14 protein-coding genes are annotated in these 18,499 nt (G+C 62.8%); 7 read left to right on the forward strand and 7 right to left on the reverse strand.

Annotated elements, in window-relative coordinates:
• Nucleotides 1–46 precede the first annotated feature (46 nt).
• The 3 genes from AC6I6U_RS22155 to AC6I6U_RS22165 are packed head-to-tail and all read left to right on the forward strand — an operon-like array spanning nt 47 to nt 5,835.
• Entirely contained in the window at nt 47–3,268 is a 3,222-nt protein-coding gene (locus tag AC6I6U_RS22155) for an efflux RND transporter permease subunit (protein ID WP_497878163.1), read from the forward strand.
• Nucleotides 3,261–4,424, forward strand: a complete 1,164-nt coding sequence (locus tag AC6I6U_RS22160; RefSeq protein WP_497878164.1) for an efflux RND transporter periplasmic adaptor subunit — start codon at nt 3,261–3,263, stop codon at nt 4,422–4,424. Before AC6I6U_RS22155 ends, AC6I6U_RS22160 begins: the two co-directional genes overlap by 8 nt.
• Nucleotides 4,408–5,835: an efflux transporter outer membrane subunit gene (locus tag AC6I6U_RS22165; protein ID WP_497878165.1), complete on the forward strand. Its 1,428-nt coding sequence runs from the start codon at nt 4,408–4,410 to the stop codon at nt 5,833–5,835. The genes AC6I6U_RS22160 and AC6I6U_RS22165 overlap by 17 nt, the downstream gene beginning before the upstream one ends.
• Nucleotides 5,836–6,039: 204 nt before the next feature.
• Here the strand turns inward: AC6I6U_RS22165 and AC6I6U_RS22170 are convergent, their stop codons facing one another.
• The 4 genes from AC6I6U_RS22170 to AC6I6U_RS22185 all read right to left on the reverse strand — a co-directional run bounded on the left by AC6I6U_RS22170 (nt 6,040) and on the right by AC6I6U_RS22185 (nt 11,502).
• Entirely contained in the window at nt 6,040–7,302 is a 1,263-nt protein-coding gene (locus AC6I6U_RS22170) for an ATP-grasp domain-containing protein (protein WP_497878166.1), read from the reverse strand.
• Between the two features lie 8 nt (nt 7,303–7,310).
• On the reverse strand, nt 7,311–8,225 hold the full coding sequence (locus tag AC6I6U_RS22175; RefSeq protein WP_497878167.1) for an EamA family transporter: 915 nt from the start codon (nt 8,223–8,225) through the stop codon (nt 7,311–7,313).
• A 338-nt stretch (nt 8,226–8,563) separates the two neighbouring features.
• The gene (locus AC6I6U_RS22180) at nt 8,564–9,847 is read right to left on the reverse strand and encodes a Zn-dependent hydrolase (RefSeq protein ID WP_497878168.1); all 1,284 of its coding nucleotides are present in this window, start codon (nt 9,845–9,847) and stop codon (nt 8,564–8,566) included.
• A 164-nt stretch (nt 9,848–10,011) separates the two neighbouring features.
• Complete coding sequence (locus tag AC6I6U_RS22185) at nt 10,012–11,502, reverse strand: NCS1 family nucleobase:cation symporter-1 (protein ID WP_497878169.1); 1,491 nt, start codon at nt 11,500–11,502, stop codon at nt 10,012–10,014.
• On the opposite strand from AC6I6U_RS22185, the gene AC6I6U_RS22190 reads away from it, so the two are divergent.
• From AC6I6U_RS22190 to preA, 4 genes are all read left to right on the forward strand, one after another.
• Entirely contained in the window at nt 11,497–11,880 is a 384-nt protein-coding gene (locus AC6I6U_RS22190; protein ID WP_497878170.1) for a hypothetical protein, read from the forward strand. The genes AC6I6U_RS22185 and AC6I6U_RS22190 overlap by 6 nt on opposite strands.
• A 271-nt stretch (nt 11,881–12,151) precedes the next feature.
• A complete protein-coding gene (hydA, locus tag AC6I6U_RS22195; RefSeq protein ID WP_497878171.1) occupies nt 12,152–13,591 on the forward strand; it encodes a dihydropyrimidinase in 1,440 nt (479 codons plus the stop codon).
• Between the two features lie 197 nt (nt 13,592–13,788).
• Nucleotides 13,789–15,156 carry an NAD(P)-dependent oxidoreductase gene (locus tag AC6I6U_RS22200; protein WP_497883080.1) on the forward strand — a complete coding sequence of 456 codons (1,368 nt, stop codon included), beginning with the start codon at nt 13,789–13,791 and terminating at the stop codon, nt 15,154–15,156.
• Nucleotides 15,157–16,437 carry an NAD-dependent dihydropyrimidine dehydrogenase subunit PreA gene (preA, locus tag AC6I6U_RS22205; protein WP_497878172.1) on the forward strand — a complete coding sequence of 427 codons (1,281 nt, stop codon included), beginning with the start codon at nt 15,157–15,159 and terminating at the stop codon, nt 16,435–16,437.
• A gap of 19 nt (nt 16,438–16,456) precedes the next feature.
• On the opposite strand, the gene AC6I6U_RS22210 is transcribed toward preA, so the two are convergent.
• The 3 genes from AC6I6U_RS22210 to AC6I6U_RS22220 all read right to left on the reverse strand — a co-directional run bounded on the left by AC6I6U_RS22210 (nt 16,457) and on the right by AC6I6U_RS22220 (nt 18,491).
• Nucleotides 16,457–17,077 carry a TetR/AcrR family transcriptional regulator gene (locus tag AC6I6U_RS22210; RefSeq protein ID WP_497878173.1) on the reverse strand — a complete coding sequence of 207 codons (621 nt, stop codon included), beginning with the start codon at nt 17,075–17,077 and terminating at the stop codon, nt 16,457–16,459.
• A 178-nt stretch (nt 17,078–17,255) separates the two neighbouring features.
• Complete coding sequence (locus AC6I6U_RS22215; protein WP_497878174.1) at nt 17,256–17,855, reverse strand: flavin reductase family protein; 600 nt, start codon at nt 17,853–17,855, stop codon at nt 17,256–17,258.
• Nucleotides 17,856–17,972: 117 nt separating this feature from the next.
• A complete protein-coding gene (locus AC6I6U_RS22220) occupies nt 17,973–18,491 on the reverse strand; it encodes an RICIN domain-containing protein (protein ID WP_497878175.1) in 519 nt (172 codons plus the stop codon).
• Between the last annotated feature and the right edge of the window lie 8 nt (nt 18,492–18,499).

Genomic DNA, 18,499 nt, shown 5'->3' on the forward strand with positions numbered 1-18,499 from the left:
GCAAGACTGCCGGGGTTTGCAATTCCACTCTCCGGAGGTCCAAGGCATGCTCGGGCTGGTAAAGACCGCACTGCTCAAGCCGTACACGTTCATCGTGTTGGCGATTTTCATCTGCATCATCGGGCCGCTGGCGGCCCTGCGTACGCCCACTGACGTGTTTCCCGATATCGGCATTCCGGTGGTTGCGGTGGTCTGGCAGTACAACGGCCTGTCGCCCAACGATATGGCCGGCCGGGTGATCTACACCTATGAGCGCTCGCTGAGTACCACGGTCAACGACATCGAACACATCGAGTCGCAATCATTGCCCGGCATGGGCATCGTCAAGATCTTCTTCCAGCCGGGCGTCGATATCCGAACAGCCAACGCCCAGGTGACAGCGGTTTCACAGACCGTGCTGAAACAGATGCCGCCGGGGATCACCCCGCCGCTGATCCTCAACTACAACGCCTCGACGGTACCGATCCTGCAGATGGCGTTCTCCAGCCCGACGCTGTCGGAAGCCAAGATCCGCGACCTGGTGCAGAACAACATCCGCCTGCCACTGACTGCAGTGCCCGGCCTGGCCCTGCCGACCCCGATGGGTGGCAAGCAGCGCCAGATCACCCTCGATCTCGATCCCCAGGCGCTGGCCGCCAAGGGCCTGTCCGCCCAGGACGTGGGTAATGCACTGGCGGCACAGAACCAGATCATCCCGGTGGGTACCGCAAAGCTCGGCCCCTACGAATACACCGTGCTGCTCAACAACAGCCCGAAGGTGATCGATGAACTCAACGACCTGCCGATCAAGACCGTCGACGGTGCGCTGATCACCATCGGCCAGGTCGCCCACGTGCGTGACGGTTCGCCGCCGCAGACCAACATCGTCCGGGTCGACGGCCGCCGCGCGGTGCTGATGCCGGCGATGAAGAACGGCAACATCTCCACCCTGTCGATCGTCGACGGCATCCGCAACATGCTGCCGCTGATCAACGAAACCTTGCCACCGGAGCTGAAAACCTCGCTGCTGGGCGATGCCTCGGTGTTCGTCAAGGAGTCGGTGGGCAGCGTGGCCCGCGAAGGCATCATCGCCGCCCTGCTGACCAGCGCGATGATCCTGCTGTTCCTTGGCAGCTGGCGCTCGACCCTGATCATCGCCGCCTCGATCCCGCTGGCGGTCCTCTCCGCCATCGCCCTGCTGGCCGCGACCGGCCAGACCCTCAACGTCATGACCCTCGGCGGGCTGGCGTTGGCGGTCGGTATCCTGGTGGACGATGCGACAGTGACGATCGAGAACATCAACTGGCACCTGGAACAGGGCAAGGCGGTGAAGACGGCGATTCTCGACGGGGCCAAACAGATCGTCGGCCCGGCCTTCGTCTCGCTGCTGTGTATCTGCATCGTGTTCGTGCCGATGTTCATGCTGCAGGGCATTGCCGGCTACCTGTTCCGGCCAATGGCGCTGGCGGTGATCTTCGCCATGGCCAGCTCGTTCATCCTGTCGCGGACCCTGGTGCCGACCCTGGCGATGTTCCTGCTCAAGCCCCATATGGTCGAAGGCGGTCCCGGCCATCATCCCGAAGACGCGTTCATCAACCACCATGAAGGTGACCAGCACGGGCGCCAGCGCAATGCGCTGCTGCAGGGCCTGCTGAATTTCCAGCAGGGCTTCGAACGCGGTTTCTCCACCGTGCGCGACGTCTACCATGGCCTGCTGACCCTCGCCCTGGGTTGCCGTCGTCGCTTCCTGCTGGGTTTCCTCGGCTGCGTGCTGGCGTCCTTCGCCTTGCTGCCAAGCCTGGGTGAAGATTTCTTCCCAGCCACCGACGCCGGTGCCCTGGCCTTGCATGTGCGCCTGCCACTGGGCTCGCGGATCGAGGAAAGCGCGGCAGCCTTCGACCGTATCGAGTCGCGGATCCGCGAGATCATTCCCGCCGAAGAACTGGGCAATATCGTCGACAACATCGGCATCCCGCTGAGCGGCATCGACATGGCCTACAGCGCCAGCGGCACCATCGGCCCGCAGGACGGCGATATCCAGGTCACCCTCAAGCCCGGCCACAAGCCGACGGCTGACTATGTGAAGCAACTGCGCAGCGCCCTGCCGGAAAGCTTCCCCGGCAGCCACTTCGCCTTCCTGCCCGCAGACATCAGCAGCCAGATCCTCAACTTCGGTGCCCCCGCGCCGCTGGACGTGAAAATCTCTGGCCGCAGCGCCGAAGAGAACCGCAAGTTCGCCGTGGAGCTGCAACGTCGCCTGCAACACGTGCCGGGCATCGCCGACCTGCGAATCCAGCAGTCCGAGGGCTATCCGTCGCTGCAGGTGAACGTCGACCGGATGCGCGCCAAGGGCCTGGGGATCACCGAGCGTGACGTCACAAACAGCATGGTCGCCTCGCTGGCCGGCAGCTCGCAGGTAGCCCCAACGTTCTGGCTCAACCCGGCCAACGGGGTGTCCTATGGCGTGGTCGCGGCGACCCCGCAATACCGCCTCGACAGCCTGCCGGCACTGGAAGCCCTGCCGGTGACCGGCAGCAACGGCCAGTCGCAGATCCTCGGTGGCCTGGCAACCATCAGCCGGGTACCGAGCCCGGCGGTGGTGACCCACTACAACATCCAGCCGACCCTGGACATCTACGCCAACGTCCAGGGCCGTGACCTGGGTGCGGTGGCCCATGACGTGCAGAAGATCCTCGACGATGCTTCGTCGCTGCGGCCCAAGGGGGCGGTGGTCAGCCTGCATGGCCAGATCGACGCCCTGCATGAAGCCTTCAGCGGCCTGAGCTTCGGCCTGCTCGGCGCGGTGGTGCTGATCTACCTGCTGATCGTGGTCAATTTCCAGTCCTGGATCGACCCGTTCGTGATCATCACCGCCCTGCCCGCGGCCCTCGCCGGGATCGTCTGGATGCTGTTCCTCAGCGGGACTTCGCTGTCGGTACCAGCACTGACCGGCGCCATCCTGTGCATGGGCGTCGCCACCGCCAACTCGATCCTGGTGGTGAGCTTCTGCCGCGAGCGCCTGGCCGAACACGGCGACGCCCTCAAGGCCGCCCTGGAAGCCGGCTACACCCGTTTCCGCCCGGTCTGCATGACCGCCCTGGCAATGATCATCGGCATGCTGCCGCTGGCCATTTCCCAGGAACAGAACGCCCCCCTCGGACGCGCCGTGATCGGCGGCCTGATCCTGGCGACCACTGCCACCCTGCTGTTCGTCCCCGTGGTGTTCAGCCTGGTGCATGGTCGCCCACAACCTACTCGCGCCACAGCTGGAGAAATGACTCATGACTGATCGCAAACCCTCGGGCAAACGCCTGCTCTACCTGGGCGTCGGCGGCCTGACGCTGGCAGCGCTGCTGGTGGCCAACGGGATTGCCGCGCGAACCCGCCACGAACGCGACGTGACCGCCTGGACCGAGGCCGCCGCGGTGCCGATGGTCAGCGTGTTCCAGCCGACGCAGAACGCTGCTGGCGACACCTTGCGCCTGCCGGCTCGCCTTGAGGCCTGGAGCAAGGCGCCGATCCATGCGCGGGTCAGCGGCTACCTCAAGGACTGGAAAAGCGATATCGGCAGCCAGGTCCAGGCCGGCCAGGTACTGGCGCAGATCGACAGCCCGGACCTCGACCAGCAGGTCGCCCAGGCCCATGCACACATGCTGCAGGAACAGGCCAACGCACGCCTGGCCCAGACCACCGCAGCCCGCTGGAAAAATCTGGTGAACACCCACTCGGTCTCGCAACAGGAGGCCGATGAAAAGAGTTCCAACGCCGCCGCTGCCCAGGCCAATGCCCAGGCGGCCGAAGCCGACTACGCACGGCTTTCGGCGCTGGAGGCGTACAAGACCATCCGCGCGCCGTTCAGCGGCACCATCACCGCACGCAACACCGACATCGGCCAGTTGGTCAAGGCCGACAGCGACAGCGATCCGGAACTGTTCGATATCGCCGACACCCATCAGTTGCGTCTCTATGTACCGGTGCCGCAGAACTACGCCAGCGTGATCCGCCCCGGCCTGCAGGTGCAGTTGAGCGTACCGGAGCATCCGGGCCAGACCTTCGGCGCCCGCCTGGTGGGCAACTCCACCGCCGTCGACGCCCGCTCCGGCACCCTGCTGGCGCAGTTCGTCGCCGACAACCCGGACAACGCCCTGCTGCCCGGCGACTATGCCGAAGCGACGATCCCGGTGCCGGCCGATACCCATGGCGTGAGCATTCCCGCCAGCGCCCTGATCTTCCGCGCCAAGGGCACCCAGGTGGCGGTGCTCGATGCGCAGAAGCATGTGCACCTGCGCGATATCCATATCGGTCTCGACCTGGGTGAACGCCTGGTCATCGACCAGGGCCTGAAACCCGCCGACACGGTGATCGACAACCCGCCGGACGCCCTGCGCGACGGCGACCTGGTGAAACTCGCCGATGCCGGAGAACAGCATGCCCGCAAAGCTTAAACTCGCTGCCTGCCTGCTCCTGGTAGCCGGGCTACAAGGCTGCTCGCTGGCACCGACCTACCAGGTGCCGCAGATCGACCTCCCGGCGCACTACCGTGACCAGACCAGCGATGGTCCCTGGCACCTGGCCAAACCCGGTGACCCGCTGTCCAGCCAATGGTGGCAGCTGTTCCAGGACGAGCACCTGAACGACCTGCAACGGCGCCTGCTCAAGGCCAACCCTGACCTGGCCGCGGCCCTGGCCCACTATGACGGCGCCCAGGCCTACGCCAGCCAACTGCATGCCGGGCTGTTCCCGCAGATCACCGCCAGCGCGCAACCTGAGCGCCAGCGCCAGTCCGACAGTCGTCCACTGCGCGGCAGTACGCAGCCTTCGGTGTACAACAGCAACACCGCCACTTTCGCGCTGAACTTCGACCTCGACCTGTGGGGCCGCATTCGCAATCAGGTCGCGGCCGGCGACGCCCAGGCCCAGGCTTCGGGCGATGATCTCGCGGTGGCCCGGCTGAGCCTGCAACAGCAATTGGCGAGCCTGTACATCCAGCTCAACGGTCTCGATGCCCAGAGCAGGATTCTCTCAAGTTCGCTGGATGACTACAGCCAGGCCTTGCAACTGACCCGTGACCGCTACGAAGGCAAGATTGCCTCGGAACTCGACCTGACCCGCGCCCAGAGCCAGCTGGCCGAGGCCCAAGCCCAACTGGACGAAGTCCGAGGGCAGCGCAACCTGGCCGAACATGCGATTGCCGAGCTGGTGGGTGAATCGGCGAGCAACTTCCAGCTGGCACCGACCACCCAGATCCTGACGATTCCTCCCGTGCCGGGCGCCTTGCCCAGCAACCTGCTGCAACGTCGGGCGGACATTGCCGCTGCCGAGCGCCGGGTGTTTGCCGCCAACGCCGGGATCGGCGTGGCCAAGGCCGCGTGGTACCCCGACTTCAGCCTGACCGGCCTGATCGGTGGCCAGACCCAGGGCGTCGGCAACCTGCTGGCGGCGGGTAACCGCTACTGGGCGCTGGGCCCGCTGGTCAACCTGCCGATCTTCGATGGCGGGCGGATCAGCGCCCAGGAGAAGCAGGCCAAGGCCGAGTTCGAGGAGGCTTCGGCCCAGTACCGCAGCCATGTGCTGCGCGCGGTGCGAGAGGTCGAAGACAACCTGTCGCAACTGCACGACCTGCAACAGGAGGCCCAGGACGAACAGGCTGCGGTGAATGCCGCCGAGCACACCCAGACACTGGCGATGAACAGCTACCAGGCGGGTGCGGTGAACTACCTGGATGTGGTGACTGCGCAGACTGCGGCCTTGCAGGCGCAACGGCAGTTGCAGGCGCTGCAGACGCGGCAGTTGCAGGCCAGTGTCGGCTTGATGGTGGCGTTGGGTGGTGGCTGGAGTCCGCAAGGCCAGGGCTGACATCAGGACTCTGGAACGTGTAGAGAGCCCTACTGTGGGAGCCGGATTTACCGGGACGCCGGACCGCCGCGAAGACATTCTTGAGATCGCTAAAATCTTCGCGGATAAACCGTGACGGAGGGCCACCGGCTCCCACAGGATGGACTGCTCCTAAGGGTTGGATTGGTGTCCAACTTCTTGGGGCAGTCCAGGACTCACCTAATGTCAGCAACCTGCCTGACCAGATATCAAATAGATACCTGCATCTTCCAGTGCCCGAATCCTGAGGTAGTCCGCCCTGATCACCGCCAGATCAGGATGCACCAGATAAACCGTACCCGGCTGACTGAAAACATCCCTTGTGACCGCCACCGGCTGACCGTCCGCCAGATAAAAAACCGCCTCGAAGAAAGACTCAAGAGAGCGCAGCTCCTTCATGAATTCCTCTTCGCGAAAGTGGCCTTGCGAACGATTGATCAGGCTGACGTTGTAGGTGTTTTGCAAAAGCCGATAACTCTCCCCGGTAGCCAGCAGTCGCTGGAACTCCTCAGGCTTGGTGATCGACAGAGCTGTAGCCGCAATCTGCCCCAACCCGGTCGTTTGCCCAGAAACTCCAGGCCTCAGAATTCCATCGGTCCGCGCTGCAATCTCCACCAGTTTGGGCCCGGTCTCAGTGAGCATCACCTCGGCATGACTGGGGCCATTCTCGATGCCAAGGCACCTCACTACATCCCGCGTATAGCTCACAAGCTCCCGGCAAACGGGATCATCAGGCCCCACGAGCTCATCGATGTCATAGATGATCGAGCCGCAGTCCAGCCGCTGTTTCTGGTATCTCACCACCTCCGTCACCAGTTGCTTGCCGCCCAGGGAGACCATATTGACGACATACTCGACCCCTGCCAGGTACTCCTGAACCAGCACCTGAACATTCTCCGCGTTCAGCCTGTTTCTCTTGCCCAGCAACACCCCGAAAGCCCGCTCGCACGCCGGCAGGTCATTACATATTGCGACTCCATCCGCCCCGGCACTTTCGAGCGGTTTGACCACGACTGGAAACTTTCCATGGCGCTTGATCCAGTCACGAGCCTCGCCCCACGAATCCGCTACACAGTGCTGCGCCGCGGGCAAGCCGGCCAGGGCAACACACTGGATCATTTCGTACTTGTTCCTGCGGGCCCTGGTCCGGTCAAACCGGTTGCAGTAAGGCAGGTTCAGGCGCTCATTCAGTAGATCAGCCAACAGAACGCCACTCTCCGCGCCGGCGACAATGCACTGCGGCGCGAAGTTCTCAATGCTTGAAACCGTGGAGTCGATATCCCGATTCACCAGGAGGCGGTCGTAGATGGAGTCATCGAAACCGTTGTAATAGTAACTGTCCAACTCGGCCGAGGACGCCACATGCATCAGCACACAGGTGCTTTCCCTGAGCCTCTTCGCCAGGTGCTTTCCGGAGGAAAAGCCATCCACGAGCACGATCCTGTTCATTACTCACCTCACTTTTTCATACCGGCATGGATGTCCATCAGCCCTCGCCCGCACAACAGTAAAACGATGATGCCCACGGCAAGAACACTGGCGATCGAGAACTCCACCCGTGAGTCCAGATACTGAAACAGCAGCACGAAGACCGGCAGTGCCAGCAGCACCAGTGACACATGCAGGGGGCTCAAGTGATAGATGGTTTTCTGGATCAGGTAGATCGGCAGCAGATGCCCGACGATCACCAGAACGGCCATTGCCCCGAGCAAGTCACGGTTAATGGAAAAACCGTTTCCCGTCATCGGTATGAACAGCACGCAAGCGATGAGCATCGCCAGGTTCCTCACCGCAAGAATCTCGTGAGTGGCCCAGTCGGCAGCAAAGAGGCGCTTGGAAAAAACGGTGTACATGACAGTGCCCATGGCACAGGTGACGACAGCAAGAATGCTCAGGATGCGCTGCTCGATGGAGGTATGTACCAGCCCACTGTTTCCCGAGAACGAGTTGAACAACATGATCCCTACCGAAAAGAGCACCAGATAGGAAACCAGCGTATCCACTCGACTGGCGCTGCTACCCTGCTTGTCGAAGGTGGAGAATGCCAGCGTGATCGCCGGCCCAAAAGCCACCGAGGCGACGCCGACAACAGCAGGTTCCAGGTACCTCAGTGCGTAAAACAGGCCACCCCAATTCAGCAACACGGAACCATTCACCACCGCGACCAGCACCAGATCCCTCCTCAACTTGATAGCGAGCGAAGCCCCGCCGGTGTAGAGCGCATAGGCCAGGAAGGAAACTGCAGAAACACTGAAACAGTAGAAGATGACCACCAATGTGCTGATGGTCTGGGTAATGAACGCGACATACACGTCGAACGCGGCACTTACCGCACAGAACAGCAAACCCAGAGCTACCCCATACCTTTTCAAGATGGCAATTCCTCTATTTCACGCGCACAAGAAATAGACAACAGCCACACCTTGCCATAGCCGTCCGTAATCACCGCCATCCGTTAAGCAAGGAACTCTCTGAAAAAACTGTATGAAATATCAATAATTCGCACACCCCCTCATGGAAGCTCTTCTACAAAAGGGGTTGGCAACTGACAGAACAGGGTTCTGCGCAAGACTTGAATGTCTCTTCGCGGGCAAGCCACGCTCCTACAGATTTGGGGTGTACTCTCGTTTTGCGGTCAACGCAGCCCCTGTTGAAGCCGGCTTGCTGGCTCCAACAGGATACGGGCCCGCTACAGATTCGCGTTCGGCCTTCAGGCCGCCAGCCGGCCCTTGGCAAGCGTCTCCGAAGCCGCCAACATTGCCCGCAGCAACACCGCACACCCCGCCGCCAGGTCCTTGGGATCGGCGTTCTCGATTTCGTTGTGGCTGATCCCGCCTTCGCACGGCACGAAGATCATGCCCGCCGGCCCAAGTTCGGCGAGGAAGATCGCGTCATGCCCCGCGCCGCTGACGATGTCCATATGGGACAGGCCCAGCCCCGCCGCCGCATCGCGTACCGCCTCGACGCAGCCCTTGTCGAAATACAGCGGCGGGAAGTCCGCAGTCGGGGTCAGCTCGAAACTCAGGCCATGTTCTTCGCAGGTACTGTCGATCACCTGCCTGACCTCGGCGATCATCGAGTCCAGGCGCACAGGCTCCAGGTGCCGGAAGTCCAGGGTCATGCGCACCTCGCCGGGGATCACGTTGCGCGAACCCGGATAGGCTTGCAGGCAACCGACCGTGCCACAGGCATGGGGCTGGTGGCCCAGGGCGGCACGGTTGACCGCCGCCACCACGGCCGCCGCGCCGACCAGGGCGTCCTTGCGCAGGTGCATCGGCGTCGGGCCGGCATGGGCCTCGACGCCCTTGAGCTTGAGGTCGAACCACTTCTGTCCCAGCGCACCCAACACCACGCCAATGGTCTTGCGCTGGTCCTCGAGAATCGGCCCCTGTTCGATATGTGCCTCGAAGTAGGCACCCACCGCATGCCCGCTGACCGCACGTGGGCCGGCATAGCCGATGGCGTTCAACGCTTCACCGACGGTGATGCCCTCGGCATCGGTCTTGGCCAGGGTTTCCTCCAGGGTGAACTTTTCGGCGAACACGCCGGAGCCCATCATGCACGGGGCAAAACGCGAGCCCTCTTCGTTGGTCCAGACCACCACTTCCAGCGGGGCCTCGGTTTCAATACCCAGATCGTTGAGGGTGCGCAGCACTTCCACACCGGCCAGTACGCCAAAGCAGCCGTCGAACTTGCCACCGGTGGGCTGGGTGTCGATATGGCTGCCGGTCATCACCGGCGGCAGGCTGGGATTGCGCCCAGGACGACGGGCAAAGATGTTGCCGACCGCGTCGATGCTGACGTTGCAACCGGCCTCCTCGCACCAGCGCACGAAGGTATCACGGGCCTGGCGATCGAGATCGGTCAGGGCCAGGCGACAGACGCCGCCCTTGACCGTGGCGCCCAACCTGGCCAGTTCCATGAGTGACTGCCACAGTCGCTCGCTGTTGACGTGCTGATGGTCGGACTGCAGAACCTTGCTCAATGCGTTCATGGTGATCTCCTCAGTCAGTTCCTTGTTGTTCGCTCAGGTCGCCACGGCCCACATGGCCATGTACTGCCCCGGTGGCGAGGGGGCTTGCCCCCGCTCGACCGCACAGCGGTCGCAAAACCTGCACAGGCGCTCGGCCTGGCATGTCGCAGCCACTGCATTCACCTTCAGGCCGAGGGCTTGGCGGCCACCACCGCCTTGCCGCTGGCCAGCCGGCACAGCCCGTAATACAACACGCCGCCCAGCGCCGAGCCGGTGAACCAGCCGTAGTCGTAGAACCAGCTGAAGGCGCTGCTGCCCAGGGACATCAGGGTCAGCACCACCGGCAGGCCGAAGGCGATGAAGCCGTTCCAGTTCCAGGCCGGGTACACGTCGTCGCGGTACAGCCCGGCCAGGTCGAGGCGCTGCTGGCGGATGACGAAGTAGTCGACCACCATGATTCCGGCGATCGGCCCCAACAGGCTGGAGTAGCCCAGCAGCCAATTCGAGTACACCGTTTCCAGGCTCACGTCGGAGACCAGCCAGCCGAGTTTTTTCAGCAGTTCATGGCCCATCAGCAACAGCCCCACCAGGCCAGTCAGCAACACTGCCGTGGTGCGGTCGATCAGCTTGGGGGCGATGTTCTGGAAGTCGTTGGTCGGCGAGACGATGTTCGCCGCGGTGTTGGTCGACAGCGTGGCGACGATGATCAGCGCCATCGCGATGGCGACCCACACCGGGCTCTGGATATGGCCGATCAGGCTGACCGGGTCGGACACCGTCTGCCCCACCAGCGAGGCCGAGGCCGCAGTCATCACCACACCGAGGGCGGCGAACAGGAACATGGTCAGCGGCAGGCCGAAGATCTGCCCGAGAATCTGGTCCTTCTGGCTGCGGGCGTAGCGACTGAAGTCGGGGATGTTCAGGGACAAGGTCGCCCAGAACCCGACCATCGCCGTCAGCCCGGCGAAGAAGTAGCCATAGACGCTGGCGCCTTCCGGACGCTTGGGCGGCTGGGCCAGCAGTTCGCTCAGGGAAATATGCGGCAGGGCCCAGGTCAAAAGGCCCAGGCCGACCAGCACCAGCAGCGGCGCCGAGAGGGTTTCCAGGCGCTTGATCGACTCCGCCCCACGCAGCACCACCCACAGGTTCAACGACCAGAAGATCATGAAGCCGATCACCTCGCCGGTACCGCCGAGGGCTTTCCAGCCGGAGAAGATCGAGCCGAGGAACAGGTGGATCGCCAACCCGCCGAACAGCGTCTGGATGCCAAACCAGCCGCAGGCCACCAGGGCCCGGATCAGGCACGGCACGTTGGAGCCGAGGATGCCGAAGGACGGTCGCAGCAACACCGGGAACGGAATGCCGTACTTGGTGCCGGCAAAGGCGTTGAGGGTCAGCGGGAGCAGCACCACGATGTTGGCCAGCAGGATCGCCAGCAGCGCCTCGCCGACCGACAAGCCGAAATAGGCGGTGAGCACGCCGCCCAGGGTGTAGGTCGGGACGCAGATGGACATGCCCACCCATAGGGCGGTGATGTGCCATTTGTTCCAGGTGCGCTCCTGGACGCGGGTCGGCGCGATGTCGTGGTTGTAACGGGGGCTGTCGAGGACATCGTTGCCGGCGTTCAACTCATACAAGCCGTCACGCTCGGTCACTTGCGATCTGTTCTGTTGCATTGGCCGCTCCACTGTTGTTCTGATTATTCGCTCATCGGACCGGCTGGCGGACAGCGCCGCGCACCGGAAGATGGCCGGAGGTTCTGGGCAAAACTTGCCTGCACACAACACGACATCGACGGATCTGCCAGCCGGTTCCCGACGGCACTCAACAACCGTGCCGGGTTCCACGAAAACCTGCCCGGACGATCCGCAAAACAGTTGCAACTTGCTGACTTTGATCAGCTTTATATATTTTCCCAGTCAGTTCTTCGGGACTTGTGTTCCCACACTCAGGCGAATGTGAACAAGATCGACGAAACATCAGGACTCAAACTGGTGCAGCCAACTTTTTTCATTCGGTATTCATCGCCGCCCGGCAACCGCTCAAGCAGCTGATTTGCCATATAAAATCTCGCCGAGTTTTCAATCTTGTCAAGTGCGTCAAAATGGTGAGATGGCTCACCATTTTGGTGATTTGAATTTTATTTTGTTAAATTTCAAATAGTTAAAACAAATATAAGCTTATAAAAAATAATCTTGCTCATTTCATGATCAGCATCTAGATTTCATTCCTGACACAGCTGACAGGATTGAAACTTCCTCTCGGCACGTTCCCGTACAAAACCTAGAACCGGCAAGAACCGGTCAAGCCTGCGAGGAATTCGGTATGTCTCTGTTGATCCGGGGTGCCACCGTGGTCACCCATGAAGAAAGTTTCCCAGCCGATGTGCTCTGCGTCGGAAGTTTGATCAAGGCCATCGGCCAACAACTGGAAGTTCCAAGCGGCTGCCAGGTCATCGATGGCAGCGGGCAATACCTGATGCCTGGCGGCATCGATCCCCACACTCACATGCAGTTGCCCTTCATGGGCACCGTCGCCAGCGAAGACTTCTTCAGTGGCACGGCGGCCGGCCTGGCCGGGGGCACCACCTCGATCATCGACTTCGTCATTCCCAACCCGCAGCAATCGTTGCTGGAGGCCTTTCACCAGTGGCGCGGCTGGGCCGAGAAGTCCGCCAGCGACTACGGTTTTCATGTCGCCATCACCTGGTGGAGCGAGCAGGTTCGCGAGGAAATGGCCGAGTTGGTGAAGCACCACGGCATCAACAGTTTCAAGCACTTCATGGCCTACAAGAATGCGATCATGGCGGCCGACGACACGCTGGTTGCCAGCTTCGAACGCTGCCTGGAACTCGGCGCAGTGCCGACCGTGCATGCCGAGAACGGCGAGCTGGTCTATCACCTGCAACGCAAGCTGCTGGCCCAGGGCATCAGCGGGCCGGAAGCCCACCCGTTGTCGCGGCCGCCCCAGGTCGAGGGCGAAGCCGCCAGCCGGGCGATCCGCATCGCCGAAACCCTCGGTACGCCGCTGTACCTGGTACATGTGTCCACCCGTGAAGCCCTCGACGAGATCACCTACGCACGCGCCAAGGGCCAGCCGGTCTATGGCGAGGTCCTGGCCGGGCACCTGCTGCTCGATGACAGCGTCTACCGCCATCCCGACTGGCAGACCGCCGCCGGCTACGTGATGAGCCCGCCGTTCCGCCCACGCGGCCATCAGGAAGCGCTATGGCATGGCCTGCAGTCGGGCAACCTGCACACCACCGCGACCGACCACTGCTGCTTCTGCGCCGAACAGAAAGCCGCCGGGCGCGATGATTTCAGCAAGATCCCCAACGGCACCGCCGGCATCGAGGACCGCATGGCCGTGCTCTGGGACCAGGGGGTCAACAGCGGTCGCCTGTCGATGCAGGACTTCGTCGCCCTGACGTCGACCAACACCGCGAAGATCTTCAACCTGTTCCCCCGCAAGGGGGCAATCCGGGTCGGTGCCGATGCCGACCTGGTGCTCTGGGATCCCCAGGGCAGCCGGACCATCTCGGCCAAGACCCACCACCAGCAGGTCGACTTCAACATTTTCGAAGGCAAGACCGTGCGCGGTATTCCCAGCCACACCATCAGCCAGGGCAAGCTGGTCTGGGTCGATGGCGACCTGCGTGCCGAGCGCGGGGCCGGGCGCTATGTCGAGCGGCCGGCGTATCCGGCGGTGTTCGACCTGCTGAGCAAGCGCGCTGAGGCGCAGAGGCCGGTTGCGGTCGAGCGCTGAGTGCTGAGTGCTGAGTGCTGCGGCGTCAGTGATGGCCTCTTCGCGGGCAAGCCCTGCTCCTACAGGGACCGAGACGTACACATGTAGGAGCAGGGCTTGTCGGGACGCCGAACCGCCGCGAACAGGCCCTCCTGGCCAACCCAAAAATAAAACCAATGCCCATCAGAGGCAGCCATAAAAACCGTGAGGCCTTCACCGTGATCAAGACCCTGAGCCACCTCCCGCACCCCAGTGAAACCCCGGCCGCCCTCGCCGCCCATTTCAGTGACCTGGCGCCGCCACTCAATGCCCGCCAGGCCCACCTGGAGGCCTCGCGCTGCCTGTACTGCTACGACGCGCCGTGCGTCAACGCCTGTCCCAGCGACATCGACATCCCGTCGTTCATTCGCAACATCCACCAGGACAATGTCCAGGGCGCGGCACAGAAGATCCTCTCGGCCAACATCCTTGGCGGCAGTTGCGCCCGGGTCTGCCCGACGGAAATTCTCTGCCAGCAGGCCTGCGTGCGGAACAACAGCCACGAATGTGCGCCGGTGCTGATCGGCCTGCTGCAACGCTTCGCCGTCGACAACGCGCACTTCAGTGAACACCCGTTCCAGCGCGCCGCCAGCAGCGGCAGGCGCATCGCCGTGGTCGGCGCAGGTCCTGCGGGGCTGTCCTGCGCCCACCGGCTGGCGATGCACGGCCATGACGTGGTGATCTTCGAAGCCAGGGAAAAGGCCGGCGGCCTCAACGAGTACGGGATCGCCAAGTACAAGCTGGTAGACGACTTCGCCCAGCACGAGTTGGCGTTCCTGCTGCAGATCGGTGGCATCGAGATTCGCCACGGGCAGAAGCTGGGCAGCAACCTGTCATTGAGCGAACTGCACCAGCAGTTCGACTCGGTCTTCCTCGGCCTCGGATTGGCCGCCAGCCGTCGACTGGGCCTGGCCGACGAGGATGCACCGGGGCTGCTGTCGGCCACCGAATACATCAGCGAGCTGCGCCAGGCCGACGACCTCAGCCAGTTGCCCCTGGCCAACCGCTGCATCGTCCTCGGCGCGGGCAATACCGCCATCGACATGGCCGTGCAGATGGCCCGCCTTGGCGCCCAGGACGTCAACCTGGTGTATCGCCGTGGTCTGGAGGACATGGGCGCCACTGTCCATGAACAGGAAATCGCCAAGGCCAACCAGGTACGCCTGCTGACCTGGGCCCAGCCGGACGCGGTGCTGCTCGACGAGCAGGGCCAGGTCCGTGGCATGCGCTTTGCCCGCACCCGCCTGGAAAACGGTCGCCTGCAGAGCACCGGTGAAACCTTCGAGCTGGCCGCCGACGCCATCTTCAAGGCCATCGGCCAGGCCTTCGACGACGCCACCCTGGATGATCCGCTGGCCCGCCAACTGCAACGCCAGGGCGATCGCATCCTGGTCGACGCGCAACTGCGTACCAGCGTCCCAGGGGTCTACGCCGGTGGCGACTGCACCAGCCTCGGCCAGGACCTCACCGTCCAGGCCGTGCAGCACGGCAAGCTGGCCGCCGAGGCCATTCACACCCAACTCATGCTCAATGTGGAGGCTGCATAAATGGCCGATCTCTCGATTGTCTTCGCCGGCATCAAGGCCCCCAATCCGTTCTGGCTGGCCTCCGCACCGCCTACCGACAAAGCCTACAACGTGGTCCGCGCCTTCGAGGCCGGCTGGGGTGGCGTGGTCTGGAAAACCCTTGGCGAAGACCCGGCGGCGGTCAACGTATCGTCGCGCTACTCGGCGCACTTCGGGCCAAACCGCGAAGTCATGGGCATCAACAATATCGAGCTGATCACCGACCGCTCGCTGGAGATCAACCTGCGCGAGATCACCCAGGTCAAGAAGGACTGGCCGGACCGGGCGCTGATCGTCTCGCTGATGGTGCCCTGCGAGGAGCAATCGTGGAAACACATCCTGCCGCTGGTGGAGGCCACCGGCGCCGATGGCATCGAGCTGAATTTCGGCTGCCCCCATGGCATGCCGGAACGCGGCATGGGCGCGGCGGTCGGCCAGGTACCGGAATACGTGGAAATGGTCACCCGCTGGTGCAAGACCTATTGCTCGCTGCCGGTGATCGTCAAGCTGACGCCGAACATCACCGATATCCGCACGTCCGCCAGGGCTGCCCATCGGGGCGGTGCCGACGCGGTGTCGCTGATCAACACCATCAACTCGATCACCAGCATCGACCTGGAGCGCATGGTCGCCCTGCCGATGGTCGGCAGCCAGAGCACCCACGGCGGCTACTGCGGCTCGGCGGTCAAGCCGATCGCGCTGAACATGGTCGCCGAGATCGCCCGCGACCCACAGACCCATGGCCTGCCGATCTGCGGCATCGGCGGCATCGGCAGTTGGCGCGACGCCGCCGAGTTCGTCGCCCTCGGTTGCGGCGCGGTACAGGTATGCACGGCGGCGATGCTCCACGGTTTTCGGATCGTCGACGAGATGAAGGACGGCTTGTCGCGCTGGATGGACAGTCATGGCTACGCCAGTCTGCAGGATTTCTCCGGCAAGGCGGTGGGCAACACCACGGACTGGAAGTACCTGGACATCAACTACCAGGTGATCGCGCGGATCGACCAGGACGCCTGCATCGGCTGCGGCCGTTGCCACATCGCCTGCGAGGACACCTCACACCAGGCTATCGCCAGCCTGCGCAAGGCCGATGGTACGCACGGCTACGAGGTGATCGACGAGGAATGCGTGGGCTGCAACCTGTGCCAGATCACCTGCCCGGTGGAGAACTGCATCGAGATGGTACCCCAGGCGACCGGCAAGCCGTTCCTCGACTGGAACCACGACCCGCGCAACCCCTATCACATCAAGGAGGCCAGCTAGCCGGCAAGGCTGCGGGGGATCAGGGTTCCAGCCCGATCCCCCGCAGGATCACCTGGGTCACCGTCTGCACCGCTTTCTCGAACTGCATGTCAGACAGCGGCTGGTGTTCGTTGAGAATCGTCACCTGGTGGCTGAAGTCGGCATAGTGCTGGGTCGAGGCCCAGATCATGTAGAGCAGGCTCGACGGCTCCACCGGCAGGATGCGACCGTCTTCCACCCACTGGCGAATCTTCGCCTCCTTCATCTTGGCCCAGTCGTACAGGCTCATGTCCAAGGTCTCGCCAAGGGTTGGCGCACCATGGATGATTTCATTGGCCCAGACCTTCGAGCCATGGGGTCGGCTGCGCGAATGGTTCATCTTGGCGCGGATGTAGCTGCTCAGCACCACCCGCGGGTCATCGAACATCTCGAAGCACAGTGCGTCCTGTTTCCAGACTTCCAGCAGGTCGAGCAGCACCGCGCTGTACAACTCGCCCTTGGTGCTGAAGTAATAGTGCAGGTTGGAACGCGGCAGTTGCACCTCCTCGGCGATATCGGCCATGGCGGTGCCGCCGAAGCCCTTCTCGGCAAAGACCTTCTCCGCTCCCAGGAGAATCTTCTCGACGTTGCTGCGACGAATCCCACTCTTGTGATTGCCCATGAGGGCTCCCTGAAAACGACCTGTCCCAAGACTAACACCCGTTCCGGGCCCGCGGTATAGCGCGGTTGGGGGACAAATCAGGTCCTGCCGCCGGACCGGCAGGACCTGGCAGGTTTCAGCAGTCGCAACGGATCGCATCGCGATGGTCAACCCGCGGCCCTGATCATCGATCGCCGACTCAGGGTTTCAGGACCTGGCCATCCACCCCGTCGCCAATCGTGAGGAAATGCCCGCCGGCGACATGGTGCAGGGTGCGCAGGGCATCATGCCCTTCGAAATGCCAACGCCCGTCACTGAATACCCGCGAATCGGCCTGGGCCGCGATCACCTCGCCGAGGAACAGGTCGTACTGCTCATGGTTGCGCGGCTCCGGCAGCAGGCGGCATTCGAGCCAGGCGACGCAACCTTCCACCAGCGGTGCATCGAGCCGTTCACTCCGGAAGGTTTCCAGGCCATAGGCATCGAACTTGTCGCGACTGTGGCTCTGGCCCAGCTCCAGGCCGGAGGTGGTGCCCACGGTCTGCACGACATCGGCCTGGGCGACACAGGGCACGTTCAGCACGAAGGTACCCGAGGCCTCCAGCAGGCGGCGGGTCCAGGTCGACTTGTCGATCACCACCGCGACCTTCGGTGGCTCGAAATCCAGCGGCATGGCCCAGGCCGCAGCCATGATGTTGCGCTGGCCGTCGTGCGCCGCGCTGACTAGCACGGTCGGGCCGTGATTGAGCAGGCGGTAGGCTTTGGACAGGGGCACGGCAAGGCGGTGGGCGGCGGACATGAACGGGAATTCCTGACGGGGATACAGAAGGAGCATCCTAGGCGAGCAGGCCCAGGATGCACAGCCCTTGATCAAAAACCCGGACATCAATGTCATGCCTGTTGTTTCAGCATGACGCTAAAGGTCTCTGACTTTCACCAGCCTGAATTTCTGGTTTGCCGATCCGCCGTAGGGCCAGGCAATGATGTCGGTATTATCGGCCGTGTTCGAGCCTTTCACGTCCATCACGTCGCCGTAGGATTTGTTCTCGAGATAGACATGACCATTACCCGCATCCTTGAAAATCCAATGATAGGACGCGAACAGGATGGGGGAAGCATCATAGGAGGCACAGACATTGTTGCCGCTGATTTGCTCGATCATCAACTGAGGGGATTTTCCGTTGCGCATCAAATAGGCGCCATTGCCCAGGCGCGTGATGCTCCACGTCGACTCTGGCGCGTTACTGTCATGGTACAACTTGACGTTGTGGCGCTCCGTACTGCCTCCACTCAACGACATGTCGACAAGCCTGTTGCCGCTCAAGCCGCTGTAGATCTTGTAGACCGCCTCCGGTATCTGCATGGCAGACCCAGGCGCCCCCTGGATTGTGTGCCCAGGGTCCTCCCTGTCAGAGGGGGTGGATTCTTCGTGCATGATGATGA

The sequence above is a fragment of the Pseudomonas sp. UTLPPB19802 genome (genome assembly GCF_059730225.1).